This window comes from Martelella sp. FLE1502 (assembly GCF_053484255.1).
In genome coordinates this window covers 1-19454 of the sequence record NZ_JBAKFQ010000004.1, presented here as the reverse complement: position 1 = coordinate 19454, position 19454 = coordinate 1, and the positions used below count along the sequence as shown (strand labels likewise).

General features: G+C 63.5%; 18 protein-coding genes. 17 read left to right on the top strand and 1 reads right to left on the bottom strand.

The window, feature by feature from the left end:
- Positions 1-84 precede the first annotated feature (84 nt).
- The gene (locus V6767_RS04745; RefSeq protein WP_448472396.1) at positions 85-1434 is read right to left on the bottom strand and encodes an NAD(P)/FAD-dependent oxidoreductase; all 1350 of its coding nucleotides are present in this window, start codon (positions 1432-1434) and stop codon (positions 85-87) included.
- A 258-nt stretch (positions 1435-1692) separates the two neighbouring features.
- Here V6767_RS04745 and V6767_RS04740 point away from each other — a divergent pair, with 258 nt between their 5' ends.
- From V6767_RS04740 to V6767_RS04660, 17 genes are all read left to right on the top strand, one after another.
- Complete coding sequence (locus V6767_RS04740; protein WP_448472395.1) at positions 1693-2361, top strand: cytochrome c3 family protein; 669 nt, start codon at positions 1693-1695, stop codon at positions 2359-2361.
- Positions 2362-2371: 10 nt separating this feature from the next.
- Positions 2372-5254 carry a TAT-variant-translocated molybdopterin oxidoreductase gene (locus V6767_RS04735; RefSeq protein WP_448472394.1) on the top strand — a complete coding sequence of 961 codons (2883 nt, stop codon included), beginning with the start codon at positions 2372-2374 and terminating at the stop codon, positions 5252-5254.
- On the top strand, positions 5254-6582 hold the full coding sequence (nrfD, locus tag V6767_RS04730) for an NrfD/PsrC family molybdoenzyme membrane anchor subunit (protein WP_448472393.1): 1329 nt from the start codon (positions 5254-5256) through the stop codon (positions 6580-6582). The genes V6767_RS04735 and nrfD overlap by 1 nt, the downstream gene beginning before the upstream one ends.
- A complete protein-coding gene (locus V6767_RS04725; RefSeq protein ID WP_448472392.1) occupies positions 6572-7126 on the top strand; it encodes a DUF3341 domain-containing protein in 555 nt (184 codons plus the stop codon). The genes nrfD and V6767_RS04725 overlap by 11 nt, the downstream gene beginning before the upstream one ends.
- 56 nt (positions 7127-7182) lie before the next feature.
- Complete coding sequence (locus V6767_RS04720) at positions 7183-7659, top strand: c-type cytochrome (protein ID WP_448472391.1); 477 nt, start codon at positions 7183-7185, stop codon at positions 7657-7659.
- A complete protein-coding gene (locus V6767_RS04715) occupies positions 7656-8636 on the top strand; it encodes a hypothetical protein (RefSeq protein WP_448472390.1) in 981 nt (326 codons plus the stop codon). The genes V6767_RS04720 and V6767_RS04715 overlap by 4 nt, the downstream gene beginning before the upstream one ends.
- Positions 8633-9001 carry a hypothetical protein gene (locus V6767_RS04710; RefSeq protein WP_448472389.1) on the top strand — a complete coding sequence of 123 codons (369 nt, stop codon included), beginning with the start codon at positions 8633-8635 and terminating at the stop codon, positions 8999-9001. Before V6767_RS04715 ends, V6767_RS04710 begins: the two co-directional genes overlap by 4 nt.
- Complete coding sequence (locus V6767_RS04705) at positions 8998-9804, top strand: SCO family protein (protein WP_448472388.1); 807 nt, start codon at positions 8998-9000, stop codon at positions 9802-9804. Before V6767_RS04710 ends, V6767_RS04705 begins: the two co-directional genes overlap by 4 nt.
- Positions 9801-10745, top strand: a complete 945-nt coding sequence (coxB, locus tag V6767_RS04700) for a cytochrome c oxidase subunit II (protein ID WP_448472387.1) — start codon at positions 9801-9803, stop codon at positions 10743-10745. Before V6767_RS04705 ends, coxB begins: the two co-directional genes overlap by 4 nt.
- Positions 10742-12346, top strand: a complete 1605-nt coding sequence (locus V6767_RS04695) for a cytochrome c oxidase subunit I (protein ID WP_448472386.1) — start codon at positions 10742-10744, stop codon at positions 12344-12346. The genes coxB and V6767_RS04695 overlap by 4 nt, the downstream gene beginning before the upstream one ends.
- Positions 12343-12981 carry a cytochrome c oxidase subunit 3 gene (locus V6767_RS04690; protein ID WP_448472385.1) on the top strand — a complete coding sequence of 213 codons (639 nt, stop codon included), beginning with the start codon at positions 12343-12345 and terminating at the stop codon, positions 12979-12981. The genes V6767_RS04695 and V6767_RS04690 overlap by 4 nt, the downstream gene beginning before the upstream one ends.
- Positions 12982-12986: 5 nt before the next feature.
- Positions 12987-13259: a cytochrome C oxidase subunit IV family protein gene (locus V6767_RS04685; protein WP_448465993.1), complete on the top strand. Its 273-nt coding sequence runs from the start codon at positions 12987-12989 to the stop codon at positions 13257-13259.
- A 102-nt stretch (positions 13260-13361) separates the two neighbouring features.
- Positions 13362-14093, top strand: a complete 732-nt coding sequence (locus tag V6767_RS04680; protein ID WP_448472384.1) for a DUF4396 domain-containing protein — start codon at positions 13362-13364, stop codon at positions 14091-14093.
- A 107-nt stretch (positions 14094-14200) separates the two neighbouring features.
- Complete coding sequence (locus tag V6767_RS04675; protein ID WP_448472383.1) at positions 14201-17308, top strand: CheR family methyltransferase; 3108 nt, start codon at positions 14201-14203, stop codon at positions 17306-17308.
- Between the two features lie 346 nt (positions 17309-17654).
- Entirely contained in the window at positions 17655-18260 is a 606-nt protein-coding gene (locus tag V6767_RS04670; RefSeq protein WP_448472382.1) for a response regulator, read from the top strand.
- Positions 18261-18410: 150 nt separating this feature from the next.
- Positions 18411-18695, top strand: coding sequence for a hypothetical protein (locus V6767_RS04665; RefSeq protein WP_448472381.1), 285 nt, complete (start codon positions 18411-18413; stop codon positions 18693-18695).
- Between the two features lie 78 nt (positions 18696-18773).
- Entirely contained in the window at positions 18774-19274 is a 501-nt protein-coding gene (locus V6767_RS04660) for a YciE/YciF ferroxidase family protein (RefSeq protein WP_448472380.1), read from the top strand.
- Positions 19275-19454 lie beyond the last annotated feature (180 nt).

Genomic DNA, 19454 nt, shown 5'->3' with positions numbered 1-19454 from the left:
GGTTTCTCCTATCGTTTTGGTCCGTCAAAGACCGGCCTTTGCGCCTAACCGGAGAGAGGTCGCGATGTTCCGGGAAGAGCGGAATCATGTCCTGTCGTCGATCAGGCGGGCATTGCGCTGGCCCGTGAGGAAGGTCCAGATCCACTGGACGCTGACGAGCAGTCGTTTTTCAAAGTTCACCAGCAGATAGACATGGATGAGCGCCCAGAGCCACCACGCGAGGCGGCCCGTCAGCTTGAACCGGCCGGACTGGAAGACCGCCGCATTGCGGCCGATGACTGCGGTGATGCCGCGATTGCGGAAGCGGAACGGTGTATCGTCATCACGGTCTTCGGTTTTTCGTCTCAGCTTCCTGCCGAGATATTTGCCCTGCTGCTTGGCGACCTGCGCCAGCGCCGGGAACGGCCCGCCTTCGGCCTGAACCGAGGCCGCATCGCCGAGAATGTAAATATCCTCGAAGCCGATGGCGCTGAGATCGGCCGCCACCGGCACCCTGCCCCCGGACTGAGGTTCCACGCCAAGCCACTCCGCCACCGGCGTCGCCCTGACGCCCGCGCCCCAGATGACGCAGCCGGTCGGGATTGTTTCACCGCCCGCGGTGACCTCTTCAGCAGCGATCGCCTCGACCGGTGTGTTGACGCGGACATCCACGCCCCTCGCCTCAAGTCGCCTCAGCGCGTAGCGGGAGAGCTTCTCGTCAAAGCCCGAGAGAATGCCCGGCCCGGCCTCCAGCAGGATGATGTTCAATTCTTCGGGCGCGATGTTCCTGAAATCCCGCCGCAACAGAAACACGCCGAGTTCGGCGATGGCGCCGGCGAGTTCAACCCCGGTGGGCCCGCCGCCGACGATCACGAAGGTCAAAAGCTTTTGGCGCTCTTCCGGTTCAAGCGTCAGTTCGGCCCGCTCAAAGGCGAGAAGCAGCGTCTCGCGCACCTGCCGGGCATCGCGGTTGGTCTTGAGGCCGGGGGCATGTTGCTTCCATTCGTCATGGCCGAGATAGTTGTCGACGGAGCCGGTCGCGATCACCAGCGTATCATATTCCACCGGCGCGCCGTCCCGCGTCAGAACCGCCTTGCGTTTCGCATCGATGCCGACAACTTCGGCCATCACCACATCGACATTGCGCTCCTTTCCGAGCGTTCGCCGCAGCGGCTCGGAAATATCGGCGGGCGACAGGATGGCGGTCGCGATCTGGTAGAGCAGAGGCTGAAACAGATTGTGGTTGCGCTTGTCGATGAGCGTCACATCGACCAGCGCGCCGCCGAGCTTCGATGCGCAGGCCAGACCGCCAAATCCGCCGCCGACGATGACGATGCGGTTCGGCCGTCGGGCCGCTGCGTCAGCCTCCGACTTCGTTGCGCGGCCGGTCTCCGGAAGTCTCTCGACGCCATTGGCTGCCCCGGCCGAGCGGGTGTCTTCGCTGGATGCGATCATTGGCAATGCTCCTTGGCTGAAATCGGGTAGCAAGCGATCTCCGCTTCGCATCGAACCTCAACACGGAAGAAATGTTCCGCACCGGACAAAAAGCTCAGGAACAAATCTCGAAGTCGGATGTTCGGCGACAGCGAATTCATGGCGAGTATCCATGGCGAGAGCGCCATGGCGCGCGGTCAAAAGCCGGAACCATTCGGGCATGCCGGTGTTAACCAATAAAGTTGCCCTGCCGGGGCGACGCCGATCAAGGGGGCCGGCGTGGCACAGATTTTCAGCGCTTCAGCGGATGCGAAGCTTCGGCTTTTCGCCGGAGCGTTCGCGCTTGCCGTGGTGGTGGGCGGCGCGCTGTGGTGGTCGGCGGCCAGTTCCAGCTATCGCACCGGCGTCGACTGGGTCAGCGAACAGCCCGTCCCCTTCAGCCATCAGCACCATGCCGGCGAACTCGGCATCGACTGTCGCTATTGCCACGACACGGTCGAGACAAGCGCGAAAGCCGGCCTGCCGCCGACCGAGACCTGCATGACTTGCCATTCGCAGATCTGGACCGATACGCCGATGCTGGCGCCGGTGCGCAAGAGCCTCGCCACGGGAGAACCGCTTGAGTGGAACCGCGTCGCGCGGGTTCCTGACTATGTCTATTTCGATCACTCGATCCATGTGGCCACCGGCGTGCCCTGCGAGACCTGCCACGGTCGGGTCGATACCATGCCGCTGATGAAACAGGCAAAGCCGTTCGAGATGGGCTGGTGCCTCGATTGCCATCGCGATCCCGCTCCCGAACTGCGCCCGCCGAGCGAAGTCACCCGCATGGACTGGTCGGGCTTCGATGACGATCTCGCGGCGCATCGCGATTACGGCGCGCTGGTGGTCGAGGCGCGCGGGATCGAGCCGGACCGTCTCGACGACTGCAATGTCTGTCACCGATGAAGGAGGGTATGTGACGCAAGGATCCGACATCGTCCGCAAACATCTCAAAGGCCGTTCGGGCAAGGCGCTCTGGCGCGGACTGGAGCAATTGTCCGCCACGGAAGAATTCAACGCTTTCCTGACCTCGGAATTCCCGGCGCTTCAGGCCATGGGCGACGGCATCACCCGTCGCGGGCTGCTGAAGACCATGGCCGCGTCCTTCGCCCTTGCCGGCCTCACGGGTTGTGAGGCAAGCGCCGACGAGGATGCGCTGCCCTATGTGCGCGCCGCCGCAAACCGCGAAGAGCCGGTGCTGTATGCGACCGCAACGTGTCTTTCGGGCTATGCGCTCCCTGTTCTCGGCCGGACGGTCGCGGGGCGGCCAGTGAAGCTCGAGGGCAATCCCGATCATCCGGCCACTGGCAGGGCCACCGATGTCTTCCTGCAGGCGGCCCTCCTCGGCCTCTACGATCCGGACCGGTCGCAAGCGCCCAGGGAATTCGGCGATCCCGCGAGCTGGGCTTCCTTCGACGCCTTTCTGGCGGAAAAACGCGCGACCCTGGACGCGACCGCCGGCGCGGGTCTCAGCATTCTCACCGGCCAGATCACGTCTCCGACCCTGATCCGCCAGCTCGAGGCGCTGCTTGCCCGCTGGCCGCTGGCGCGCTGGCACGTCACCGAACCGGTCAACGAGGACAATCGCATTCTCGGCGCCGAGGCGGCCTTCGGCCGGGCGCTGATGCCGCAGCCGGATTTCAGCCGCGCCGAGACCATCGTCTCGTTCTCCGATGATTTTCTGGGCCCCGGCCCACGCCAGTCGGTCAACGCCCGGCAATGGAGCCAAAGACGCAAGGCTTTTCGCGACGGCAACGGCGAGAGTCGCATCCTTATGGCCGAGGCAAGCCCGAGCCTCACCGGAGCCCGCGCCGACGAGCGGCTGATCGCCGCCGAACAGCGGATGCCTGCGCTGCTGTCGGCACTTGCGGCACGGCTTGGCGTCGTCGATGAGGCGCCGGACCTGAGTGAAAGCGAAAGCCGCTGGGTCGATGACGCGGCGGCGAAGGTCGCGGCGGAACGCGCGCTGGTAACGGTCGGGGCGCATCACGCGCCGGCGCTGCATGCGCTTGCCTACAGGATCAACCAGCGTCTCGGCGCGATCGGCGAGACACTTGCCTTCACCGACCCAGTCGCCGCAACGCCGGCCGGCCAGCGCGATCTCGACAGCCTAATTGCAGATATGGATGCGGGCGCGGTTTCGACGCTGTTCGTGCTCGACTGCAACCCCGCCTATGCCGGGCCGCCCGCCTTCGCCGCGGCGATGGCCAGGGTCGAAACGTCGCTACATGCCGGGCTTTATAGTGATGAGACGGCCGCGCTCTGTCGCTGGCACCTGCCGATCCCCCACGATCTCGAAAGCTGGAGCGATGCGCGCGCGGTCGACGGCACGGCGAGCGTCCTGCAGCCGCTGGTGCGGCCGTTCTATGCCGTCCGCTCGCCGCATACGCTGCTTGCCAACCTGATGGGCGAAGCCGAGACGGATGCCCGCGCGATCGTGAGGACGACTTGGCGGGAACGGCTTACTGGCGACTTCGAAGCGCAATGGAATGAAGCCCTGTATGCCGGTTTCGTTGACGGCACGGCGGCCCCGGCGATCGCCCCACCTGAAGCCGCCGGCGGGCCATGGGCGATGCCCGCCCCGGAAGAGGCCGCGCTCACCCTGCTCATCCAGCCGGATCCGTCGGTCTGGGATGGCCGTTTCGGCAATAATGGCTGGCTTCAGGAAACGCCGAAGCCGATGACCAAGCTGACATGGGGCAATCCGATCCTCATCAGCCCGGCGCTCGCCGAGCGCGAAGACCTCGCCGCCGGCGACGTCATCCGGCTCCGCCATGGCGACAGAACGGCGGAAGGCCCGGTCTGGATCCTGCCCGGCCAGCAGGCCGAGACACTCACCCTCACCCTCGGCTATGGCCACCGAAGCTTCGGCACACTCGCCGATGGTCTGGGCACCAATGCCTATGCGCTGGCGGTGGGCGGCGCCATGCTGAGCGGGATCACGCTGGAGAAAACGAGCGCGCGCGAAAAGCTCGCCTCGACCCAACTTCACCAGGCGATGGAGGGGCATGATTTCGTCAAGACCGTCACCGCCGAGGCATCGCGTCAGGCGGCCGCAAAGTACGAAGAAAAGCCGGGAAGCTTCTATCCGGAAAAACCAAAGACCAGCCCGGCCTGGGGCATGTCGATCGACCTCGACGCCTGTATCGGCTGCAATGCCTGCGTGGTGGGCTGCAATGCGGAGAACAATATTCCGGTGGTCGGCAAGGACCTTGTGGCCGAGGGGCGCGAGATGCACTGGCTGCGCATCGACCGATATTACGAAGGCCCGCCGGAGGCGCCGCTTTCCTATTTCCAGCCCGTGCCCTGCATGCATTGCGAGGATGCGCCCTGCGAGATGGGCTGTCCGGTCAATGCCACCGTCCACAGTTCCGACGGGCTCAACGTACAGATCTATAACCGCTGCATCGGCACCCGCACCTGCGCCTCCTACTGCCCCTACAAGGTGCGCCGCTTCAACTGGTTCGACTATACCGGCGACGACCCCGAGCAACTGCGCGCCATGCGCAATCCGGAGGTCACCGTCCGCTCCCGCGGCGTCATGGAGAAGTGCACCTATTGCGTCCAGCGGATCGAAACCGCGCGCATCGACGCCGACCGCGAAAACCGGCCGCTCCGCGATGGCGAGGTGGTGACAGCCTGCCAGCAGGCCTGCCCGACACAGGCGATCAGCTTCGGCGATGTCGCCGATCCTGACACCGAGGTCAGCCGGCGGAAGGCGGAGCCGCGCGACTACCTGCTGCTGGAAGAGGTCAACACCAAGCCGCGCACATCCTATCTCGCACGGGTGGAGGTGTGATGACGGAGGCAAGACCACTTTCTGCCGAACGGATCGACGCCGTCACCGACCTGCCGCTCGGTTTTCCGGCACCACGGGCGTGGGCGCTCTCGTTCGCCTTCGCCCTGCTGCTGCTTCTCTGCTTCGCCGTCGCCGTCACGGTGCTGTTCTGGCGCGGCGTCGGCGTGTTCGGCAACAATATCCCGGTCGCCTGGGGCTTTCCGATCGTCAACTACATCTGGTTCCTCGGCATCGGCCATGCCGGAACGCTGATCTCCGCGCTGCTGCTCCTGACCGGCGTCGGAAAGCGCAATGCGCTCAACCGCTTTGCCGAGACGATGACGCTCTTTGCAGTCGTCTGCGCCGGGCTCTACCCGATCCTCCATCTCGGCCGGCCGTGGCTGTTCTACTGGACGGCGCCCTATCCGAACACCATGGGCATCTGGCCGCAGTTCAAGAGCCCGCTCTCCTGGGATTTCTTCGCCGTGCTGACCTATCTCGTGGCCTCCGCCGCCTTCTGGTATGTCGGCGCGATCCCCGATTTCGCCCGCCTGCGCGACCGGGCAAAGGGCCGCCTCGGCCAGGTCTGCTACGGGCTCGCCGCCCTTGGCTGGCGCGGCTCCATGCGGCACTGGCGGCGCTGGGAGCAGGCCTATCGGCTCTGCGCCGGACTTGCCGTCACGATGGTGTTCATCATCACCGCGGCCTATTCGCTGCTGCTCGGCGGCGGGCCAATCCCCGGCTGGAACTCGTCGATCTTTCCGCCCTATTTCCTCTGCGGCGCGGTGTTTTCCGGCTTTGCGGTGGTGGCGGTGATCATGGCGGTGTTGCGCCGCGCCTTCCGGCTCGATGATATCCTCACCGATGCCCATAGCGACCTGATCGGCAAGCTGCTGCTCGCGGTCGGGCTGATGACGGCATACGGCTATCTCGCCGATATCTTCAACGCGCTCTATTCCGGCGAACAATCGGAGCTCGCAACGCTGCATGACCGTCTTTCAGGCGCCTATGCCTGGAGCTTCTGGGGCGCGGTGATCTGCAATTTCGTGCCGTTGCAGCTGCTCTGGCTGCGGCGTGTGCGGCGAAACAGCCTGCTGCTTGCCGCCATCGGCGTTTCGGTCGCCGCCGGCATGTGGATGGAGCGGTATATGCTGATCGTCACCGGGCTTTACCGCGATCATCTCGTCTCCTCCTGGGGCACGTTTCAGGCGAGCCTCTGGGACTGGGCATTGTTTGCCGGCATGATCGGCGTCTTCCTGGCGCCGTTCCTGCTCTTCGTCCGCCTGCTGCCGATCGTCTCCGGCTTCGAGCTGAAAAAAGCGTCAGAGGAGGCCCGCCATGTCCGCTGACCATCCCGAGACGCATTATCATGCCGCAGCCGCCGGCTTCGCCGGACCAGAGGGGCTTGCTTCCCATCTCGCAACATTGCGGCAGCGCGGCTATAGCAAGCTGGACGTTCTCGGCCCCTATTTCTCCGAGGAGATCGCCGATGCGCTCGACGCTGGCGACAACCGCGTTGCCTGGATCACGCTTGCCGGCGGGCTTTTCGGCGCGCTTGCCGGGCTGGGCGTCCAGCTCTACGCCAATTACGCCTATCCGCTGAATATCGGCGGGCGGCCCATCTTCGCCTGGCAGCCGCTGCCGATCATCACGCTCGAAGTTGCGGTGATGTCTGCCATCGTCTTCGCGGTCATCGGCACACTTCTGTCCTGCCGGCTGCCGAAGCTGCACCACCCCGATTTCGAAATCCCGGATTTTTCCGCCGGCGACCGCTTCTACATCCTCGTCCACGCCACCGACGAGCACTTCGACACCGCGCGAACCCCGGATGACCTGAAGAACCTCGGCGCAGAAACCGTCGCACTGGTGCCGCTGCCGGAGGCGCCGTCGTGACCATCCGAGCGCTTCCCCTGTTGGCCTGCCTTCTCATCCTTGCCGCCTGTGACGGCATGAATGATCAACCGCGCTATGACGACTATGAGGAAAGCTCGCTCTTCTCCGATGGCAAGGCGCTCCAGCATCCGCCGGAGGGCACGGTCTCGCGCAGCGCCCCGGCCCAAACCGCCGCGCTTCAGACCCGCCCGCCGATGGACCGCGCGCTGCTGGAGCGGGGGCAGGAGCGCTACGCGATCTTCTGCGTTCCGTGTCATGATCCCGCCGGCTACGGCAATGGCCGCATCCCCTCGCGCGGCTTTCCCGCCCCGCCGAGCTTCCATTCCGAACGTCTGCGCAACGTCGATCCGCGCTACATTGTGAACGTCATCACCGATGGCTATGGCGTCATGTATCCCTATGCCGGCCGCGTTCCGCCACGCGACCGCTGGGCGATCGCGGCCTATGTCAAGGCGCTGCAGCTCAGCCAGGATGCGCCGGAGCCGCTGCTATCGGCGGAAGACCGGCAAAAGCTTGCGGAGGCGCGGCCATGACCCTTCGACCAACCGTCCCGTTGATCCGCCTGATTGCCGGCCTGCTGCTGTTGGCGGTCGCCGGATTGCTGATCGCCGACCGGCCGGAACCGCGTCTCGCCGGCCTGCTCGCGGCCAGCGTTTTCGCGAGCGCCATCCCGATCGGCGCTGCCTTCCTGCTGCTCGTCATGGCGCTCACCGGCGGACGCTGGCAGCGCGAGTTCGCCGGCGCGACGGCGGGTCTCGTCCGGCTTGCGCCGATCTTCGTGGCCTTTCTGCCTCTGCTTCTGCTCTCACAAACACTCTACGGCTGGCAGGGGATGGAGCGCGACACCACGTTCCGCGCTCTGTTTCTCAACGAATGGGCCTATGCGCTGGTAACGATCGGCTTCCTGCTGGCACTGCTGATCGCGCCATGGTGCGCGGCGCGCTCCCGCGCTGCTGCCGCAGTCTCCCTTATCCTGTTCGTCATCCTGCAGGGGCTGGCGACAAGTCTGTGGCTGATGCCGCTCGCGCCGGGTTATTTTTCCTCCGGCTTCGCGCTCTATGTGCTGTCGCTCCAGGTCAATATCGCGCTCTGCCTGCTCGTGCTTTCAGCCCCTGCAGCGCGCACGCTGCTCTCCGGCACGCTGCTGCTGGTGGCCGTGCTGTTCTGGCTCTATTTCGCCTACATCCAGTATTTCGTGTCCTGGAACGTCAATTCCGCCGCCGGGCTAGAATGGTTCGCGCCGCGCAGCGCGGGGATCTGGCGCTATGTCGAATACCTGCTGGCGGCAAGCGGCGCAGTGCCCGCAGCGCTCCTGCTCTTCCCCCCGATCCGCCAGTCGCGACGCTGGGTCGTGGCGCTCGCCCCCATCGTCCTCGCCGGCAAGGCTGTCGAATGCCTCTGGCTTACGCTTCCCGGCCGCGGCGGCCTTGCCGTGGCACTCCTTTCCGGCGCGGGCCTGATGCTCGCGGCAAGCGCCGGGCTTCGCCCGCCGCGGGAGGTCCGGCCATGAGCGAGAACAATAACAGCGCAGAGTATGAACAGCGCGATGTCTCCGTCCGTATGGTCCTTTATGCCGGCGCCATCCTCGTGGTCTTCGTGGCCGTATCGCTGGCCTTTGTCGCGTTCCTGACCGGCCTTTTCAGCGTGCCGGACCGCGAACCGACGCCCGTCCGGACCGCCGAAAGACCCGTCGCCGGCCCACGGCTGGAAGTCTATCCGAAGGCCGATCTCGAGGCGCTGAACGCGAGGAACCGACGCCTCATCGAAACCTACGGCCGCAGCGAGGACGGCCGCATACGCATTCCCGCCGAGCGCGCCATCGATATCCTCGCCGACCGCGGTTGGCCGAACGATACCAATGGAGATGGCCGATGATCAAGCTCCCGTTCCTGGCGTTGCTCCTCGCGCTGCTCGCCGTTCCGGCACTCGCCGCCCGCGACGCCAATTTCGACCCTTTCGGGCTTGCGGGCATTGACGAGCGGCCGGACGCCGAGATCCCCCTCGATCTGCCTTTCCGGAACGCCGATGGCGAGACGGTAACGCTCGCCGAACTTGCCGATGGAAAGCCGATCGTGCTGGTCCCGGTTCTGCACGACTGCCCGAACATCTGCGGGGTGACGCTCTCCGGCGTCATGCAGGCGATCCGGGCGCAGGAATTTGAGCCGGGCAAGGATTTCACCATGATCGCCTTCGGCATCGATCCGGCCGAAGGGTCGGAGGATGCCCGCGCCGATCTCGCAGTGCTGCAAACATCCTTCCCGGACATCGACATGACCGGCATTCACGCAACGACCGGCACGAAGGAGAACATCCGCGCGGTCACCGATGCGCTTGGTTATCGCTATGCCTATGACGAACGCATCAGCCAGTATGCCCATGTCGCCGCCACCGCCTTCCTGACCCGCGACGGACATTTGAGCCGCTGGATCTATGGCTTGACGCCGCAGCCGACCGACATGAAGCTGGCGCTGACGGAGGCCGGCGAAGGCAGGATCGGCGACTGGGGCGACCAGATCCTGCTGCTCTGCTACCACTATGACCCGGTCACCGGACGCTACGGCTCGCTGGTGCAATCCATGCTGAGGATCGGCGGCGGGCTGACCGCGCTGGCCGGCGGCGGGCTGATCGCAATGGCGCTTATGCGCGAACGCCGGAAGCGGAAGGAGGCGGCGGAATGAGCGATTTCATTGCGCTCTGGCCAGAGTCCGCCTCCGCCTATAGCGGCCGGATCGACCTTTTGATGTGGGTGTTCACGGCGCTCGTCGTGGCGCTTTCGGCGCCGGTCTTCATCCTGATCGCCTATTATGCCTGGAAATACCGCGCCGGCCGCAAGGCGGACCGCAGCGACCGGGTCAACCGCAACACCCTGATGGAGATATCCTGGGCGCTGATCCCTTTCATCCTGATCGTCATCCTCTTCGTCTGGTCGACGCGGATGTTCTTCACCGTCCATCAGCCGCCGCCGGATGCGATGGAGATCAACGTCGTCGCCAAGCAGTGGATGTGGAAATTCGAGCATGCCGGCGGCCAGCGCGAGATCGATGAGCTGCATGTGCCGGTCGGCGAGCCCGTCAGGCTGTCGATGGCCTCGCAGGATGTGATCCACAGTCTCTATATTCCGGCGCTCAGGCTGAAGCAGGACGTCGTTCCCGGCCGCTATACCTCGCTCTGGTTCACAGCCGATAAGCCCGGCACCTACCACCTCGCCTGCGCGGAATTCTGCGGCGCCGACCATTCGGAGATGACCGGCCGTTTCATCGTCATGGAAAAACCCGCCTTCGCCGCCTGGCTGGAACAGGCGGGAACCGATGCGTCGCTGGCGGCGGAGGGCGAAAAACTCTTCCGCGACAATGGCTGCAGCGGTTGCCACAGCCCCGCCGCCACCGTGAAGGCGCCCGATCTCGAAGGGCTTTACGGCAGCCCGGTTCCGCTTGCCGACGGCAGCATGGTGACGGCCGATGACCAGTATATCCGCGACAGCATCCTGCTGCCGCAGTCTGAGATCGCCGCCGGCTATCCGCCGATCATGCCGACATTCAAGAACGTGCTCAGCGAGGACGAGGTGATGAAGCTCGTCGCCTATATCAAGTCGCTCGCCACGCCGGAGGACACGCCGTGACTGAAAACCCGCCAAGCTATCTCAATGCCGGCCATACCATCCGCTCCTGGCTGCTGACGACCGATCACAAGCGCATCGCCGTTCTCTATCTGGTTTCGGTGACCTTCTTCTTCCTGGTCGGCGGGGCAGCCGCCGGGCTGGTGCGCGCTGACCTGTTGACGCCCGAAGGCGACCTCCTGACCAATGAGGGCTATAACCGCGCCTTCACGCTGCACGGCGTCATCATGGTCTGGTTCTTCCTGATCCCGTCAATTCCCAATGTCTTCGGCAATTTCCTGATCCCGCTGATGATCGGGGCGCGCGATCTCGCCTTCCCCCGGCTGAACCTCCTGAGCTGGTACATCTATATGCTGGGCGGCCTGTTCACGCTGATCGTGCTGCTTGTCGGCGGCGTCGATACCGGCTGGACGTTCTACACGCCGCTGTCATCGATGTTTTCCAACGGCCATGTCGTGCTGGTCGCCGCCTCTGTATTCATCGTCGGCTTCTCGTCGATCCTGACCGGCCTCAACTTCATCGTCACCATCCACAAGCTGCGCGCGCCCGGCATGGGCTGGGGACGCATGCCGCTGTTCGTCTGGTCACACTACGCCACCTCGATCATCCTGGTGCTGGCAACGCCGGTGCTGTCGATCACGCTGGTGCTGATTGCGGCCGAACGGCTGTTCGGCCTCGGCATCTTCGATCCGTCACTCGGCGGCGATCCGCTGCTGTTCCAGCATCTCTTCTGGTTCTACAGCCACCCGGCGGTCTACATCATGGTGCTGCCGGCGCTCGGCGTTATCAGCGAACTTGTGGCCGCCGCCGCCCGCAAGCCGGTCTTCGGCTACAGCTTCGTCGCCGGCTCATCGATTGCGATCGCGATCATCGGCTTCTTCGTCTGGGGCCACCACATGTTCGTCTCCGGTCAGTCGATGTATGCAAGCGCGGTGTTCTCGTTTCTGAGCCTCGCCGTCGCTGTTCCCTCCGGCATCAAGGTCTACAACTGGACGGCGACGCTCTACAAAGGCAATATCCTGCTCGATCCGCCCTTCCTGTTCGCCATGTCCTTCATCGGGTTGTTCGTCGTCGGCGGGCTGACGGGGATCGCGCTGGCGATGCTCTCCATCGACGTGCATGTCCATGACACCTATTTCGTCGTCGCCCATTTCCACTACATCATGGTCGGCGGCACGATCTCGGCCTATTTCGGCGCGCTGCATTTCTGGTGGCCGAAGATGTTCGGGCGGATGTATCCGCTCACCTGGGGACGGATCACTGCGGTCACGATCTTCTTCGGCTTCAACCTGACCTTTTTTCCGCAGTTCATCCTCGGTTTTCTCGGCATGCCGCGGCGCTATCACGTCTATGCGCCGGAGTTCCAGACGCTGCATGTCCTCTCGTCCGCGGGCTCCACCCTGCTCGGCTTCGCCTACCTGCTGCCCTTCGTCTATCTCGGCTATTCGCTCGTCGCCGGCAAGCGCGCGAGCGCCAATCCCTGGGGCGCGACGGGGCTTGAATGGACGGTGCCATCGCCGCCGTCGAAGCATAATTTCGTCGAGATACCGAACGTGACCGGCAGGCCCTACGATTATCCGGTCGACACGGAGGGCAGAAAATGAGCCAAGACCTGCCGCGCCTCAAGGAGCCCTACAGCACGCGCGGGCAGCAGCGCGAGGCCGATATGCTCGGCGTCTACCTGTTTCTCGCAAGCGAGATCATGCTGTTCGGCGGCCTGTTCGCCGTGATCTTCGTCGCCCATTACCTGCACCCGGAAGAATTCATCGCGGCATCGAAGAAGATGCATGTGGCGATCGGCGCCGCCAACACGATGATCCTGCTGACATCGAGTGCACTGGTGGCAATCGCGGTGAAGGCGGCGCGCGCCGGGCATGCCCGGCCGGTCTCGCTCTGCCTCGCGCTTGCGGCCGTGCTCGGCGTCGCCTTCCTCGGCCTCAAGGCCTATGAATATTGGAGCGAATATCAGGAAGGCCTGCTGCCCCTGCCCGGCCTCCAAACTGATTTCACCTCGCCCGGCGAGCACCTGTTCATGAATATCTACCTCGTCGCGACCTCGCTCCACGCGCTGCATCTGACCATCGGGGTCGCGGTGCTGAGCCTGTTCGCCTGGCTTGTCCATTCCCGACGCGTGAAGCTCCCGGCAGGCGCCACGGCCACAGAGACGGCGGCGACCTACTGGCACCTCGTCGACATCATCTGGATCTTCCTGTTTCCCGTCCTTTATCTCGCACGGTGATCGCTATGCGCCAATATCTGCAGACCTCAGTCATCTGGCTGTTTCTTGCCCTCCTGCTGGGCCTCACGGTGCTGGCGAGCTACATGCTCACCGGCCCCGTCAGCCTGTTCGCGGGCCTGCTCATCGCGTCGATGAAAGCGGGACTGGTCCTCTGGTTCTTCATGGGCATGCGGCATGAGACGCCGATGATCCGCCTGTTCGGCACCGGCGCGCTGTTCTGGTTTGCAGCTTTGCTGCTGCTGACATTCGTGGACTACCTGTCGCGGGGCGCGGTGTGAGCGGAGCGGCCGCACGAAACAATAAGGCCCGCGAGCTATTAACAGGGTGAACAGCTTTTATTCGAAAAGGTCTCGCCCGCGAACACAGAAGGAATCGAACACATGCCCGTCTGGATCCATGTTCTCTCCATTCTATCGCTGATCGTTGCAATTGCCTGCGCCTTCGTCATCGCGCTCGACGTGAAACGGCATCCGCAGCACATGTGGATCATGAACCTCGTCTGGCCGCTGGTGGCGCTTTTCGGTTCGGTGGCCGCGCTCTGGGCCTATTTCCGCTATGGCCGTCTCGCGACGACGGAAGCGCACCATGAAGCGATGCAGCACGACCGCAAGCCGCCGAGCCAGGCCGTGACGCCGTTTGCGGTGATGGTCGGCAAGGGGGCGGCGCATTGCGGCAGCGGCTGCGCGCTGGGCGACCTGATTGCCGAATGGCTCGCCTTTTTCGTGCCGGCGGTCGCCGTCTGGTTCGGCTGGCAGACGATCTTTGCGGAAAAGATGTTCGCCGTGTGGGTGCTGGACTATATCTTCGCCTTCTCGCTCGGCGTCGTGTTCCAGTATTTCACGATCAAGCCGATGCGCGGACTGTCCGTGGGCCAAGGCATCATCCAGGCGATCAAGGCCGATTTCCTGTCGCTGACGGCCTGGCAGGTCGGCATGTATGGTTTCATGGCCTTTGCTCAGTTCTTCCTGTTCCGCCACCTCCTCGGCATCAAGCTGGAAGTCGCGACGGTCGAGTTCTGGTTCATGATGCAGATCGCCATGTGGGCGGGGTTCGCGACCGCCTATCCGGTCAACTGGTGGCTCTTGTCAAAGGGCATCAAGGAGAAGATGTGATTGTCAGGCCTGAACCTTTTTGCGCGATTGCGGCGCGCAGGCTATGAACGGTGCATGACCCGGACGAATCCCCGATTTGTTCATCACGATGTAAGGCAGGAACCCGCATGACGCTCACGCCCAAAACCTTCCTGACTGTCGGCGTGAGCGCCTCGGCCCGCAACATTGGCGCAGTGGAGCGCTTCTTCCGGGGCCTGCCTTCTGACCACGACATGACCTTTGTGCTCGTGGTCGGCGGCCATGGGGATGCCGGAGACCTTACCGCGACCCTTGGCGAAATGACCCCGATGCGGGTGATGAACGCAGCCGACGGCCAGCGGCTGGAAAAGCGCACGGTCTATCTCGCCGCCGAGGACGGCGCGCTTTCCATAAAAAACGGCGCGTTCTATCTTCCATCGCCTTCGGAAACCTCCGACCTGCGTCCCGCCGATACGCTGCTGAGCGCGCTCGCCAGGGACCAGGGCGATCATGCCGCCGCGGTCATCCTCGCGATCCCGGATGGCATGCTCGGCGCAAAGGCGATCAAGGAACAGGGCGGCCTCACGCTCGCCCAGGCGAGCGACACAGCCTCTGCGGAATCCGGTTTCTTCCACAATGCGCTGCGCGAAAGCGTGATCGACATCACCGAAGATGCCGAGCGGATGGGCCAGCGGCTTGCCGACTACGCCCGCGGCTTCCTGCTGCTCGCCGACCTGGAACGCGATGACGACCACGTCGACCGCATCCTCGATGCCGCCCGCCTGTCGATATGCGCGGTGCTGAAGGACCATACCGGCCACGACTTTTCCGGCTACAAGACCAAGACCTTCCTGCGCCGGGTCCGCCGCCGCATGCAGTTGAAGAACATCGAAAAGATCGAGGACTATCTCGACGTTTTCGAGAAGGACGAGGCAGAGGTCGACGCCTTCTACCGCGACCTGCTGATCAATGTCACAAGCTTCTTCCGTGACGCCAGGGCGTTTGAGACCCTTGCGAACGACATCCTGCCGCGCATCTTCAAGAACAAGCGGGCGACCGACAGCGTCCGCATCTGGGTACCCGGTTGCGCCACCGGCGAGGAGGTCTACTCGATCGCCATCCTGGTGCGGGAATATCTCAACGCCCATGAAGGGCCGAAGCCGCGCGTCCAGATCTTCGCGACCGACATCGACGAGGACGCGCTGACGGTGGCGCGGGCCGGCCGCTATCCGGACATCCTGCTCGAAGGCGTGTCGGCCGAACGGCGTCGCCGGTTCTTCACCCGCGAGGGTGCTGCCTATGTGGTCAAGAGCGATATTCGCGAACTCTGCATCTTCTCGCCGCACAGCGTCATTCAGGATCCGCCCTATTCCCGCATGGAGCTGGTGTCTTGCCGCAACCTGCTGATCTATTTCGGCCCCGAACTCCAGAACCGGGTGATCCCGACCTTCCATTACGCGCTCAAGCCCACCGGCTATCTATTCCTCGGCACATCGGAAAGCATCGGCCGCCATACCGATCTGTTCACGCCGGTCGACAAGCGCAACCGCATCTATCAGGCAAGCCCCTACGCCAACCCGACCAGCCATCTGCGCCATTTCTTCGGCGAGGGACCCGCCGTGACGCGCAATACGGGCGAGCGCAGCGAAGGCCAGCGCTCGTCGCGTTTCGCGCTCACGGCGAATGTCGAAAAGCAGGTGCTCGAACACTTCTCACCGCCCCATGTCGTGACCGACAAGGACGGCGACATCGTCTATTATTCCGCGCGCACCGGCCAGTTTCTCGAAGCCCAGCAGGGCTTGCCCAACCGCCAATTGCTGGCGATGGCGAAATACGGTCTGCGGCTTGAACTGCGATCCGCTTTTGCCGAAGCGGTGGCGCGCGGCGAGAGAGTGGTTCACGACAACATCGCATTCGATGAGGCCGGCGAGCGCGCGCAACTGGTGCGCATCACCGTCGAGCCGCTGCGGCACGGAAAGGACGACGCCAATCCGCTCTATCTCGTGCTGTTCGAGAAGACCGGCGCGAAGCCCGAACCCGCCGACAGGCAAACGCCGCCGCCCGGCGCCGACGCGATTGCGAGCCTGGAACGGGAACTCCAGGAAACGCGCGAGCGCATGCACTCGACCATCGAGGAATATGAAACCGCGCTGGAGGAGTTGAAGTCCTCCTATGAAGAGCTGATGTCAGTGAACGAGGAGGCGCAATCCACGAACGAGGAGCTCGAAGCCTCCAAGGAGGAAATGCAGTCGCTCAACGAGGAACTGGGCACGATCAATGCGGAGCTGAATAGCAAGATCGAGGAGCTCGGCCGGGTCAACAACGACCTGAAACATCTGTTTGCCAGCACCGAGATCGCGACGATCTTTCTCGACCGGACGCTTGTCGTGCGCAATTTCACCCCGGCGGCGAGCGGCCACTTCAATCTCAGAAGCCATGACGTCGGCCGCCCCCTGACCGAACTCTCGAGCACGCTCGATTATCCGGACCTGGCGGAGGACCTCGCAACCGTTCTCAACACGGACACCGGACTGGAAAAACATATCCGGCAGGAGGGCGGCTCGCGGACCTATCTGGCGCGCATCCTGCCCTACCGCACCGCCGACGGCAAAACCGACGGCGCGGTGTTCACGCTCACCGACATCACCAATCTCAAGGAAGCGGAAGAGCATCAGAAGGTTCTGATCTCCGAGCTCAATCACCGGGTCAAGAACATGCTGGCCGTGGTCGCCGCCGTGGCCGACCAGATGCTCGATTCCTCCTCATCCGTGGAACAGTACCACGGCGCGCTGGTCGGGCGGCTCAACGCCATGTCGCGCGCCTATGTGCTGCTGTCGCGCGAGCAGTGGCGCCAGGCCTCGATCCGTCAGATCCTGACCGCCGGTCTTGAACCCTTCAGCCTGCCGCGCATCACCCTTGATGGCCCGGAGCTGAAGGTCACGCCGGAAAGCAGCCTGGCGCTCGGCATGGTGGTCCATGAGCTGGCGACCAATGCCGCCAAATATGGCGCGCTCAGCACCAGCGGCGGCAAGGTGGAGGTCACCTGGCTCGTCAGCGACGGTCATTTCCAGATGAACTGGCAGGAAAAATGCGAGAAGCCGATCGAGACGCCCGAACGCAGCGGCTTCGGCAGCAGCCTCATCAAAGGCGAGATTTCGTATCGCCTCGGCGGCACGTTCGAAACCGAGTACGCGGCTTCCGGGCTGATCGCGACGATCAGCATTCCCTTCGACAAGCTGAATGCCGCCGAGGAATAGGGCTTCCGGGCCGATCTCGCATGCAGGGGTATCTTTTGCCGGTTGAAGCGCCTATGCTCCTGGCCAAGGTTGCAACGTCTATCAATGCCGGACAAGCACTTGCGAAACCCGCGAGTATGCATCCAAGGGAACAGCAACCGTTCCCGCGCGTGCTGTTCAGGAAGCCGGCCACTCCAGCGTGATACCTGCTTTTCAGGAAAGCTCAGTCGCGAATGCGCTGGTCACCCGTTCTTCGGTTGGAGGCCTTGCGTCGTGCATACTGACATGTTCACAGAATTGGAGTTTTCAGATGCAACTCTTACCGGAAACCTCTTCCAGCAGATTACAGGATCCGGACGAAAACAGCTTGCAGGGGAACCTGGACAGGCTGCGCGGATCACGGATCCTGATCGTCGAGGACGAATATCTGATCGCCCGAAACCTTGCCCGCACCTTCGAAAAGATCGGCGCCCAAGTGCTGGGGCCTGTCGCGTCGATTTCTCAGGCCATTCCGCATCTCGGCCGGGCCGACGCAGCCGTTCTGGATATCGATCTCGACGGTTCGCCGGTATTTCCGTTGGCCGATATTCTTTACCAGAACCACACGCCTTTCGTCTTCTTCTCCGGATGCGCGGAAATCATCATTCCCCATCGTTTCCGCTTCATCAATACGCTGCCGAAGCCGAACGGAATCCGCGAAGTCATCGCGTCGCTGATCGCGACCTATGACCGGTCTGCGACGGTTGCCGCCGAGGGCGACGGCGAAGACGTGATAACGCTGATGCCGAGCCTGAGGCTGGCCGCCCGGCTGCTGGTCGCCGATGACGCCGCTGCCGACCGGCTTGTGGAGCGGACCTTCGAATACGCCATCGCCCATGTCGACGAGAGACCTGCCGGAATGTCCCGGCTGGAATGGCTGCTCTCGACGCTTGAGGATCTGCGTCTCGTCGAAGGCCGAAGCATTCACAACTGAGCGTCTGGCCGCCGTCGCTTTCCATGGCCGTCGTCAAAACGCCGATCCTCTCCATCGATGCCGATATGTTCCCGTCCGGCTTTCACGGATTTCATGGAACAAAATCGTTGTCGTCGCGATTAGGGGACGTGTTGAACGGAGGTCGAAGTCATGACATCGCAGGCTATCCACGCAACGCCGGATCACCGCACGGTGGTGTTCAGAACGGCGAACGACGCCACCGTGACGGTAACGTTCCCTCAGCCGGTTGAACATCCCGAAACTTCCGCCCTGTCCGTAATCAACGGACTTGCCGACAGCCTTGCTACCCGTGAAGACGATACAAAGCTGGAGAGCGAACTCGAAGAGGGGCTGGAAGACAGTTTCCCGGCCAGCGATCCCGTTTCCGCCAGCATCACCACGACGCTTCCCAAAGGCCAGATGGGCAGAAACTGATTTGCGCTCACTGCCAGGAACATTTGCCCGGACACCCGGTTAGGGGCGGGTCAACACGCCAATAAGGGAGCAACATCCATGGCTGAGAAGACACTCAACGACCTGTTTTACGAAACGCTTCGCGACATCTACTACGCCGAGCGGAAGATCGTGAAAGCCCTGCCGCGCATGGCCCATGCCGCAAACGAGGACAAGCTGAAACAGGCCTTCGACCACCACCGCGAGGAGACCGAAGACCACATCAGCCGCCTAGAGGACATTTTCGAAATTCTCGGGAAGCCGGCGCGCGGGCGCACCTGCGACGCGATCAACGGTATTCTCGATGAAGGCGACGAAGTGATGCAGATGTTCAAGGGCACAGCCGCCCTCGATGCCGGCCTTGTTGCTGCGGCGCAGGCCGTCGAACATTACGAGATCGCCCGCTATGGCACGCTCAAAACCTGGGCCAAGCGCCTTGGCCATGACGACGTGCGGGCGCTGCTGGAACAGACGCTTTCGGAAGAAAGCAACGCCGACAGCAAGCTCACCCAGATCGCCGAAACGGCAGCCAATGCCGAGGCGGAAAAGAAGGCCGCGTAAAAAGCCGGGAGTGGATGCGCCACTTCGAAGCCCGTCGTTTGCGAGCGGCGGGCTTTTTCGTCGCCGGTTGGTATCAGCAACAGCGCTGGTGGAATCGAGCCTCAGGAAAACTGGCTACTGCACCTTGAACCGCTCCGGGTTTGCCGGAGGCTTGGTTTCAATAGTTACGCGGCTTGGACT